The organism is Pseudoalteromonas sp. 68 DY56-GL68, assembly GCF_041414825.1.
GTDB lineage: Bacteria > Pseudomonadota > Gammaproteobacteria > Enterobacterales > Alteromonadaceae > Pseudoalteromonas.
The window spans coordinates 39407-50919 of the sequence record NZ_JAOCZL010000022.1; the positions used below are offsets into that span (position 1 = coordinate 39407).

Genomic DNA, 11513 nt, shown 5'->3' on the forward strand with positions numbered 1-11513 from the left:
TAAGTAAATGAGCCATTTGTTGAATAAAATGCGCTTTTTCAAGACTAACAAGCAAAGCTTTGCGGGTGGTCACGGTGTAACAACTGATGAAAATCGCGATTGGGAAGACGGCTATCGTCGTCGCTGGCAGCATGACAAAATTGTACGCTCTACACATGGTGTAAACTGTACAGGTTCATGCAGTTGGAAAATTTATGTAAAAGACGGACTCGTTACCTGGGAAACTCAACAAACAGACTACCCTCGAACTCGTCCTGATTTACCAAATCATGAACCTCGTGGCTGTCCTCGCGGTGCCAGCTATTCATGGTATATATACAGTGCTAACCGATTAAAATACCCTAAGGTTCGTCAGGCGTTATTGAAACTATGGCGCGAAGCTAAGCAAGTCCATAGTGATCCTGTTAAAGCATGGGAATCAATCGTCACCGACCCTGCTAAAACAAAGAGCTATAAATCAAAACGCGGGTTAGGGGGCTTGATCCGCGCTAAATGGGATGAAGTAAACGAGATCATCGCAGCGTCTAATGTTTACACCGCAAAAACCTACGGTCCAGACCGTATCATGGGATTCTCACCTATTCCGGCAATGAGTATGGTTAGTTACGCGGCAGGTTCACGTTATTTATCATTGATTGGTGGTAACTGCTTAAGCTTCTATGACTGGTATTGTGATTTACCACCAGCATCGCCACAAATCTGGGGGGAACAAACAGACGTTCCAGAATCAGCTGATTGGTATAACTCAAATTATATTATTGCTTGGGGCTCCAATGTTCCACAAACACGTACTCCTGACGCTCACTTTTTCACAGAAGTACGCTACAAAGGCACCAAAACGGTTGTTATTACTTCTGACTACTCTGAGTGCTCTAAATTATCAGATATATGGTTGTCGCCAAAACAAGGGACCGATGCCGCTCTGGCAATGGCGTTTGGACATGTCATTCTAAAAGAATTCCATATTGATAAACCAAGTAGTTATTTTACCGACTACGTTCGCCGCTACACCGATATGCCTATGCTTGTCGTGTTGGATAAAACCGACAAAGGCTACACACAAGGGGCATTCTTACGTGCTGCTGACTTGGCTGATAACTTAGGCCAAGACAACAACCCGAAATGGAAAACCATTGGTCTTGATGAAACCAGCAATGAACTTGTTTCACCGACCGGTGCAATTGGTTATCGCTGGGGTGAAAAAGGCAAATGGAATATTGAACAGCGTGATGGTAAAAATGGCAGCGATATTAAGTTAGCGCTCAGCTTAAAAGATCACTCAGATAAAGTTGAATCAGTCTTATTCCCTTACTTCGGTAGCCAAGCCCATGAACTGGGATACTTCCAACATACTGAACATGACGATATTCAAGTTCGTAAAGTCCCTGTTAAAACAATTACCCTCAAAGATGGTAGCGAAGCACTGGTTGCCACCGTATTTGATTTAATGGTTGCGCATTACGGTGTAGATAATGGCTTGAACGACCCTGCAGTTGCAACATCGCTTTATGACAATGTGCCTTATACCCCAGCGTGGCAAGAACAAATCACAGGTGTAAAAGCTGATCATGTCATTCAAGTGGCTCGTGAGTTTGCTGATAACGCAGACAAAACCCGTGGCCGTAGTATGGTCATTGTCGGTGCAGGGCTTAACCACTGGTACAACATGGATATGAACTACCGTGGTTTAATCAACATGTTGATGATGTGTGGCTGTGTAGGTCAATCTGGTGGTGGCTGGGCTCACTATGTTGGACAAGAAAAGTTACGTCCACAATGTGGTTGGTTACCGCTTGCATTTGGTTTAGATTGGCAACGCCCACCGCGCCAAATGAACGGTACGTCTTTCTTTTATAACCATTCTGATCAATGGCGCTACGAAAAACTTGAAATGACCGAAGTACTGTCTCCTTTAGCAAATAAAGAGAATTGGACTGGCTCAATCATTGATTACAATACACGTGCAGAACGCATGGGCTGGTTACCTTCTGCCCCTCAACTTGGCATGAACCCACTGCAACTGTGTAAAGATGCAGAAAAAGCAGGATTGTCAGCGAAAGATTATGCGGTGCAGCAACTTAAATCTGGCGATTTAGACTTTGCCTGTGAAGACCCTGATAACCCTAAAAACTTCCCACGTAACATGTTTATTTGGCGCTCTAATTTACTGGGTTCATCAGGTAAAGGCCATGAATATATGCTACGCCATTTCCTTGGTACCAAACATGGCTTGCAAGGTAAAGATCTTGGCGAAAGCGGAGATAAAAAACCTGAAGACGTTGTCTGGCATGATGATGCACCAGAGGGCAAAGTTGATTTATGGGTCACCTTGGATTTTCGTATGTCAACGACCTGCTTGTATTCCGATATCGTGTTACCAACCGCAACTTGGTATGAAAAAGATGATATGAACACATCCGACATGCACCCATTCATTCATCCACTTTCAAAAGCGGTTGATCCAGTGTGGGAATCACGTTCGGATTGGGATATTTTTAAAGGTATTGCGAAAAAATTCTCAGCGTTATGCGAAGGTCACTTGGGTGTTGAAAAAGACTTAGTGACATTGCCACTCATGCACGACACGCCAAACGAATTAGCTCAACCCGATGGCATAAACATGTGGTGGAAGAATGAATGCGACCTGATCCCAGGTGTCACCGCTCCCAATATGATTGAAGTTGAGCGTGACTATCCAAATACCTACAACCGCTTTACCTCACTTGGACCATTGCTCGAAAAACTCGGTAATGGTGGTAAAGGCATTAATTGGAACACTGACCAAGAAGTAAAGTTTTTAGGTGAGTTGAATTACACACACACCGGCGAAGGCCCACACAAAGGTCGTCCAAAAATAGACACCGCAATTGATGCCGCTGAAGTCATTTTGAGCCTTGCCCCTGAAACCAATGGACATGTTGCTGTTAAAGCATGGCAAGCACTGGGAGAGTTCACGGGTCGCGATCACACGCATTTAGCAACCCCTAAAGAAGAGGAAAAAATTCGCTTTAGAGATATTCAAGCACAGCCACGTAAGATCATTAGTTCGCCAACATGGTCAGGTCTTGAAGATGAGCATGTGTCATATAACGCAGGCTATACCAATGTGCATGAACTGATCCCTTGGCGTACCGTTACCGGCCGTCAACAATTTTACCAAGATCACCAGTGGATGCGTGACTTCGGTGAAACTATGGTGTCGTACAAACCGCCTGTAAACTTAAAAACGACTCAACCATTATTGGATAAAAAACCGAATGGTAATAAAGAGTTAGTTTTAAACTGGATTACGCCACACCAAAAATGGGGCATTCATTCAACCTATTCAGACAACCTACTTATGCTGACATTAAGTCGTGGTGGTCCAATTGTTTGGATCAGTGAAACGGATGCAAAAGAGGCTGATATCAAAGATAACGATTGGATCGAAATCTTCAATGTTAATGGTGCCATTGCCGCACGTGCCGTCGTATCACAGCGTGTACCACAAGGTATGAGCATGATGTACCACGCACAGGAGCGCATTGTAAACACACCAGGCTCTGAGGTATCAGGAACCCGAGGCGGTATTCATAACTCAGTTACCCGCGCCATTATGAAACCAACCCATATGATTGGGGGTTATGCACAGCAGTCCTACGGCTTTAACTACTACGGTACTGTGGGCTGTAATCGTGATGAGTTTGTAATTGTCCGAAAAATGGACAAGGTTGATTGGCTAGATAATGAGTAACCGAGGATAAAATTATGAAAGTACGTGCACAAATTGGCATGGTCCTAAATTTAGATAAATGCATCGGTTGCCATACCTGTTCAATCACTTGTAAGAATGTATGGACTAGCCGAGAAGGAGTTGAATACGCTTGGTTTAACAACGTAGAGACTAAACCAGGTATTGGTTATCCAAAAGAGTGGGAAAATCAAAGCAAATGGAATGGTGGCTGGAAACGCAATAGCAAAGGCGTATTAGAGCCCAAACAGGGTAATAAGCGTCGTTTATTAGCCAATATTTTTGCTAATCCAGATTTGCCCGAAATTGATGATTACTACGAACCGTTTGATTTTGATTATCAACACCTGCATAACGCACCTGATAGCAAGCACCAACCGGTTGCTCGTCCTCGCTCGTTAATTACGGGTCAGCGTATGGAGAAAATCAATTGGGGACCTAACTGGGAAGAAATTCTCGGTACAGAGTTCTCAGAGCGTAAAAAAGATAAAAACTTTGATGACGTAGTACAAAAAGACATTTATGGGCAGTTTGAAAAAACCTTCATGATGTATTTGCCACGACTGTGTGAGCACTGCATCAATCCAGCCTGTGTTGCTAGCTGCCCTTCTGGTGCAATTTATAAACGCGAAGAAGATGGCATTGTGTTAATTGACCAAGACAAATGCCGTGGCTGGCGGATGTGTGTATCAGGTTGTCCGTATAAGAAAATTTACTACAACTGGAAATCGGGTAAATCAGAAAAATGTATTTTCTGTTTTCCTCGAATCGAAGCGGGTCAACCGACAGTGTGTGCTGAAACCTGTGTAGGTCGAATTCGTTACTTAGGCGTCCTACTCTACGATGCAGACCGCATAGAAGAAGTTGCCAGTGTAGCGAATGAGCAAGACCTATACCCTGCACAGCTCAGTATGTTCTTAGATCCGAACGATCCAGAGGTCATTGAAGCAGCACGCAAAGAAGGGATCCCTGAAAATTGGTTAGAGTCAGCACGTCAATCTCCTGTCTATAAAATGGCAATGGACTGGAAAGTAGCGCTGCCTCTGCACCCTGAATACAGAACCTTGCCAATGGTTTGGTATATCCCACCATTGTCACCGATTCAATCAGCAACAGAGGCCGGCCATGTTGGTATGAATGGCGTTATTCCTGACTTGAAATCATTACGTATCCCGATGCGCTACCTCGCCAACTTGCTAACTGCAGGTGATGAGAAACCGGTTGTTCGAGCACTTGAACGTATGATTGCAATGCGCGCTTTCAAACGCTCACAACAAGTCGATGGTGTTGAAGATCTCGACGTACTTCAGCAAGTTGGACTAAGCGCTGACCAAGTTGAGCAAATGTATCGTTATATGGCGATTGCCAATTACGAAGACCGCTTTGTGATACCAACCAGTCATAAGTCATATGCTGAGAATGCCTATGATATGAAAAATGGCTGTGGTTTTAGCTTTGGTAATGGCTGTAGCGATGGTAACAATGGGGTGAACTTATTTGGCGCGAAAAAAGCCACTGTGAAACAGATCATCCCTGTTGAGATCAAGGAGTAAGTTATGCAAGTTTTAAGTGTATTTTCTCATTTACTTGATTATCCAACTCCTGAGCTTATACAAGCGAAAGATGAGCTAATCAGTACCCTTAAACAAAGTTCACTAACAGAACAAAATCAACGTGCTGTCTGTGCTTTTATCACTTCACAATGTGAAAAAGACATACTCGACTGGCAAGCCGAGTATGACGGATTGTTTGAACGTGGACGCGCGCTTGGTCTGTGGCTTTTTGAACATGTTCACGGCGAAAGCCGTGACCGTGGTCAAGCCATGGTCGACTTAGTAGAGCAATACAAACAGGCTGGTTTAGAGTTAAGTCAAAATGAACTACCTGACTACATCCCCCTGTTTTTAGAGTTCTTAGCAACCCAAGGCGAAGCAAATGCTCAGTCTTGGCTGGTCGAAGTAGACCATATTTTTGGCCTGCTACTATGCCGTCTTGAAAAACGAGAAAGTGACTACTCATTACTCTTTTCAAGCCTGTTAGAGCTTGCCCAGAGTGATTTAGATCTCGATGCATTACGCAAGCAAATCAACGGTGAAAAACGCGACGATACGAAACAAGCCATTGATAAAGAGTGGGAAGAAGAAGCCATAACTTTTGGTGCACAAGATGCAACCAACTGCCCAAGCTCAGTCAATCGCCCTGACGAATCTCAGCGCAAAGATCAATATGTTCCAGTTAGCTGGACTGACTTTAATCAAGAAGCCAGTTAAGGAGTTCATCATGAGTTATTTAAACACCTTTTTCTTTGGGATTTATCCCTACATCGCCTTAGCCGTGTTTGTTATTGGCACGATAATTCGTTACGACCGAGAACAGTACACATGGAAAACAGGCTCAAGCCAACTACTTGAAAGTAAAAAGCTCAAACAAGGCAGCCGCGCATTCCATATTGGTATCATTATGGTATTGCTTGGTCACTTTGTTGGCTTACTCACACCAGCAGAAATCTGGCATGTGTTTGGTATTGAAGCAGGTCACAAGCAACTCATTGCCATGACACTCGGCGGTGTGTTTGGTTTGATTTGTTTTTACGGCCTAACCATTTTAATCAAACGCCGTCTATTTGAACCGCGTATTAGAGCCACAAGCAGCAATATGGATATTGCAATTTTACTGCTGTTATACGTGCAATTAATTTTAGGTTTATTATCAATTTTTGTCTCAGCAAACCATTTAGACGGTGCAGAAATGCTGCTACTAATGAGCTGGGCACAAAACATTGTGACCTTTGATTTAACCGAAGCAACCGAAGCAATTACACAAGTTCATTGGATTTATAAACTGCATGTTGCACTCGGCATGACATTATTTGTGGTATTCCCATTTAGTCGCTTAGTTCATATTGCCAGCGTACCAGTACAATACTTAAGCCGTAACTACCAAGTGGTTCGTAGCAAATCTTAACCAGATCATGCCCTGTTTCGACAGGGCATCCCCCGCGAGGTCGATATGATTAACGTTAATCAACATACTATTAGCGAAACACAAATTCTTAATGAAATGCAGTATCACCCAGCCGACGATCATCGCGCTGCAATGGTAGAAGCTGCACAGAGTTTGATCATTGGCGAATTGTTACAGCAACGCGCGCAATTGCTCAACATCAACCTAGAGACGCACAATTCAGAGAGTGACGAACAACGACAAAATAAATTGCTCGAAAAACTCATCGCAGCAGAAGTGCAATTACCCCGTGCCAGTGCGACTGAGTGCGAACATTATTATCAACAAAATAAAACAAAATTCACCACTCCCCCACTGATTGCAGCAAAACATATTTTACTTGCAGCACCAAGTAGTGATGAAAAGGCGCGCAGCAATGCGCTTAATCAAGCTGAAAGCCTACTAAGTGCACTCTCTGAAGGCGCTTCTTTTAGTGAGCTTGCACAGCAATATTCAAAATGTGATTCGGCTCAATTAGGTGGCCAACTTGGTCAAATAACAAAAGGACAAACCGTCAGTGAGTTTGAACGTCAAGTATTCAGTGCTGAGGTTGGCTTAATTGCTCACCCTATTGAAACCCGCTTTGGTTATCACCTTGTTTATGTTGATCATAAAGAACCTGGGCTACAGCTGCCTTTTGAAGCCGTGAAGTCACGTATTGAAGACTACCTGAATAAAAAAGTAGAGCGCAAAGCCATAGCGCAATATATCCAACTATTAATTGCTGACGCCGATATTGAAGGCTTCGACTTTAATGTCAGCAGCAGTCCGCTTGTACAATAAGATAAAGGAGAAACATATGAGTTGTTGCGGAGCCTGTGGTGGGCAAGACACGACTAAACCAACGGAACAAACCAACACCCCGAGTGAGCAAGCTACATCTGATACCACAAAGCACAAAGGTGAGGAGCAGGCAGTCCCTGAAAATGAAGACGAGTAATTCCTGAAACTTGAGCACTTTTAGCGAAATAAAGTACAATAGATAAATTAAAGGCTTGGATTAGCGATAGTCCGAGCCTATTTATTTTCAATAGAGACAGATCATGGCGCAAACTCGCGGAAATTTATTTATCTTATCGGCCCCTTCAGGTGCAGGTAAATCAAGCTTAATTGGTGCATTACTAAACAAACACAGCGATATGAAGGTATCGGTTTCACACACAACGCGTTCACCTCGCCCTGGCGAAGAAAACGGTGTGCATTATCATTTTGTGTCGGTTGAGGAATTTAAAGCACTGATTGACAAGAATGATTTCTTTGAATGGGCGCAAGTTTTCGATAATTATTACGGCACCTCTAAAAAAGCGATTGAAACTCAGCTCGACGCTGGCATAGATGTATTTTTAGATATTGATTGGCAAGGTGCTCAGCAAATCCGCAAATTAGTGGATGATGTTGAAACCATCTTCATTCTTCCGCCGTCTAAAGAAGAGCTTGAATCACGTTTAAATAACCGTGGTCAAGACTCTGCTGAGGTAATCGCTGGCAGAATGGCAAAGGCACAATCTGAAACATCCCACTATAATGAATATGATTATGTGGTTGTGAATGATGACTTTGATACTGCGCTTGCTGAAATCGAAACAATTGTAATGGCAAAACGTTTGTCACTCAAAAGCCAAACTATTCGCCATCAAAAATTATTGAACGCCTTACTTAAATAATACAATTTTAGGTAATAAAGATAAAAATTAACCACAAGCTATTGGCGAATGTAACTTGGTACAGTAAACTACGCCTTTGCTTAAAAATTTATTTGGAGTGCTAAGATGGCTCGCGTAACTGTTGAAGATGCAGTAGATGCAATTGGTAATCGTTTTGACTTAATTTTAGTTGCGGCTCGTCGTGCCCGCCAAATCGCAGTAGGTGGTAAAGATCCACTTGTTGATGCTGAAAATGACAAACCGACAGTCATTGCTTTACGTGAAATTGAAAAAGGGTTAGTTGACAGCTCTTCAATGGACTTAATTGACCGTGAAGAACAACAACACCAAGAAGCCGCTGAAATGGCTGCTGTTGCTGCTATCGTTGGTGGTAACCAATAATCAAGCTCCCCGCTTTGATTTCGCTATACGGCTAGTATTTCTGCACTAGCCGTTGGCAAGCCCTTCTTTTCATCGTATATTCTATTCATACCGTTACCGATTTACTTCATTAGCGCATTGGAGTGTGACTTTGTATCTTTTTGAAGGTCTAAAAAAGAAAATTTCCGAATATTTGTCGCCTGCTGATATAGAGCTGGTACAAAAAGCCTACGTGGTAGCTCGTGAAGCCCACGAAGGGCAAACTCGCTCAAGCGGCGAGCCCTACATTACCCACCCCGTCGAAGTGACACAAATTCTTGCTGGTATGCATTTAGATCACGAAACACTCATGGCAGCCCTGATGCATGATGTGATTGAAGATACCGATTTTAGTCAACAAGATTTAGCCGAAATATTTGGTGATACTGTCGCCGAACTAGTAGAAGGGGTAAGTAAGCTCGATAAGCTCAGCTTTAAAGATAAAAAAGAATTCCAAGCTGAAAATTATCGCAAAATGATTATGGCCATGACTCAAGATATTCGTGTTATCTTGATCAAGCTTGCTGACCGAACACATAATATGCGCACTTTAGGCGCACTTCGTCCCGACAAACGCCGTCGTATTGCCCGCGAAACACTCGAAATTTATGCGCCAATCGCTAACCGTTTAGGTATTCATGATATTAAAAATGAACTGGAAGATTTAGGCTTTCAGGCACTCTACCCAATGCGTCATCGTGCTTTAAAATCTGAAGTGGTAAAAGCTCGCGGTAATCGAAAAGAAGTCATCAGTAACATTAAAAGTGAAATAGAAGCACGCTTAGAAGAAGCAGGTATCGACGCCACTATTTCAGGTCGCGAAAAACACCTCTACAGCATTTACAAAAAAATGCTTAATAAAGAGCTGTCGTTTAATGAAGTGATGGATATTTATGCGTTTCGCATTAACGTAGACAGCATGGATACCTGTTATCGCGTGTTAGGTGTTGCTCATAACCTTTACAAGCCAATCGAAACCCGTTTCAAAGATTACATTGCGGTGCCAAAAACCAATGGTTATCAATCGCTTCATACTTCATTAGTTGGTCCACACGGTATTCCTGTTGAGATTCAAATTCGTACCCACGACATGGATCATATGGCCGACAAAGGGGTTGCCGCTCATTGGATGTATAAAAAAGCCGGTGATAGCGCAGGCCATACCGCACAGCAACGTGCACGCCAATGGATGCAAAGCTTACTGGAGCTTCAGCAAAGTGCAGGCTCGTCTTTTGAGTTTGTTGAAAACGTTAAAACAGAGCTATTCCCTGAAGAAATTTATGTATTTACCCCTGATGGCCGAATTGTAGAGCTGCCTATGGGCGCAACGGCTGTTGACTTTGCCTATGCGGTTCATACTGATGTTGGTAATACCTGTGTTGGAGCTCGCGTAAACCGTAAGCCTCACCCACTGAGCAAAGCGCTTGATACGGGTCAAACCGTGGAAGTGATAACCAGCTCAGGCGCACATCCTAATGCGACATGGCTAAACTTTGTCGTCACTGGAAAAGCGCGCCTTGGTATTCGTAATTACCTGAAGAGCCAACAACACGAAGAAGCAATGTTACTTGGCCGTCGATTACTGGATTCAGCCCTTGGCGAACATAAACTGGATGATATTCCAGACGAGAACATTCAACGCGTCCTAACAGAGCATGAGCTAAATACTGTTCTAGAGTTACTTGTTGAAATTGGTTCTGGCAATCTAATGAGTGTACTTATCGCAAAACGTCTAGTACAAGAAGAAACCGACGACTTAAACGATATCGCGAAAAAAGCCAAAGCAACCATCATTGGTACCGAAGGCATGTTAGTTAACTACTCTAAATGCTGTCGCCCTGTACCTGGAGATGCTATCACTGCGCATATCAGTCAAGGTAAGGGCCTTACCGTTCACCGCCAAGAATGTAAAAACATTCGTGGTTGGGAGAAAGAACGCTCTAAATACTTGGTTGTGAAATGGGATGACAACCCAGAAAAAGAATACATTGCAGCCCTTCGGATTGAGATAATTAACCATCAGGGTGCACTTGCTAAACTTACCAATGTTGTGGCTTCAACCCAAGCAAACATTGTCGAGATAGCAACCGACGAAAAAGAAAGTAATTTATACATGATAGACTTAGGCATTACAGTGAAAAATCGTATTCACGTTGCCAACATCATGCGTCGCATTCGTGTGATGCCTGATGTACAGCGAGTCTATCGTAAAAAGTAACAAGGATAATCATGAACAAATCTTTTATTTCTACTGATAATGCACCTGCTGCAATTGGCACTTACAGCCAAGCTGTTAAAGTAGGCACGGCCGTTTATTTATCAGGCCAAATTCCACTTGTACCAGAAACAATGGAAGTGATTTCAGAAGACTTTACTGAGCAAACTCATCAAGTATTTAAAAATTTAACGGCTGTATGTCAAGCTGCCGGCGGGCAAATTCAAGACATGGTTAAGGTTAATATCTTCTTAACTGACCTATCTAATTTCGCGATTGTTAACGACGTGATGAGCCAATACTTCAAACAACCTTACCCAGCACGTGCAGCAATTGGTGTTCGTGCATTACCAAAAGGTGTACAAGTCGAGATTGATGGCATTATGGAGCTACCTTCTACAAACTAATCGCCACTTTTGATCTGTCGTGCCAGCTATTTTTATAGCTGGCACTTTATTATAAAAATCCCCATATCTCTCAGCCGAAACTCTTGACTCAAAAG

10 protein-coding genes are annotated in these 11513 nt (G+C 43.0%); all 10 read left to right on the forward strand.

All coding sequences use genetic code 11. The features are described 5' to 3' along the window. The first annotated feature begins 7 nt into the window (after positions 1-7). The 10 genes from NYF15_RS17330 (at position 8) to NYF15_RS17375 (ending at position 11418) form a co-directional block, all read left to right on the forward strand. Positions 8-3733 (forward strand): nitrate reductase subunit alpha, encoded by a 3726-nt coding sequence (locus NYF15_RS17330; RefSeq protein ID WP_371354241.1) that lies wholly within the window; start codon positions 8-10, stop codon positions 3731-3733. Between the two features lie 14 nt (positions 3734-3747). Further along, positions 3748-5283, forward strand: coding sequence for a nitrate reductase subunit beta (gene narH / locus NYF15_RS17335; RefSeq protein ID WP_371354242.1), 1536 nt, complete (start codon positions 3748-3750; stop codon positions 5281-5283). A gap of 3 nt (positions 5284-5286) precedes the next feature. Further along, positions 5287-6000 carry a nitrate reductase molybdenum cofactor assembly chaperone gene (gene narJ / locus NYF15_RS17340; protein WP_237119722.1) on the forward strand — a complete coding sequence of 238 codons (714 nt, stop codon included), beginning with the start codon at positions 5287-5289 and terminating at the stop codon, positions 5998-6000. A 10-nt stretch (positions 6001-6010) separates the two neighbouring features. Beyond that, positions 6011-6694: a respiratory nitrate reductase subunit gamma gene (gene narI, locus NYF15_RS17345; RefSeq protein WP_371354243.1), complete on the forward strand. Its 684-nt coding sequence runs from the start codon at positions 6011-6013 to the stop codon at positions 6692-6694. A 45-nt stretch (positions 6695-6739) separates the two neighbouring features. Then, entirely contained in the window at positions 6740-7516 is a 777-nt protein-coding gene (locus tag NYF15_RS17350; RefSeq protein WP_371354244.1) for a peptidylprolyl isomerase, read from the forward strand. Between the two features lie 16 nt (positions 7517-7532). Next, complete coding sequence (locus NYF15_RS17355) at positions 7533-7673, forward strand: hypothetical protein (protein ID WP_237119725.1); 141 nt, start codon at positions 7533-7535, stop codon at positions 7671-7673. Positions 7674-7776: 103 nt separating this feature from the next. After that, entirely contained in the window at positions 7777-8397 is a 621-nt protein-coding gene (gene gmk, locus NYF15_RS17360; RefSeq protein ID WP_371354245.1) for a guanylate kinase, read from the forward strand. 105 nt (positions 8398-8502) lie between these two features. Next, positions 8503-8778, forward strand: coding sequence for a DNA-directed RNA polymerase subunit omega (gene rpoZ, locus NYF15_RS17365; RefSeq protein WP_054554225.1), 276 nt, complete (start codon positions 8503-8505; stop codon positions 8776-8778). Positions 8779-8908: 130 nt separating this feature from the next. After that, positions 8909-11014, forward strand: coding sequence for a bifunctional GTP diphosphokinase/guanosine-3',5'-bis pyrophosphate 3'-pyrophosphohydrolase (gene spoT, locus NYF15_RS17370; RefSeq protein ID WP_371354246.1), 2106 nt, complete (start codon positions 8909-8911; stop codon positions 11012-11014). A gap of 11 nt (positions 11015-11025) precedes the next feature. Beyond that, entirely contained in the window at positions 11026-11418 is a 393-nt protein-coding gene (locus NYF15_RS17375) for a RidA family protein (protein WP_130151741.1), read from the forward strand. Positions 11419-11513 lie beyond the last annotated feature (95 nt).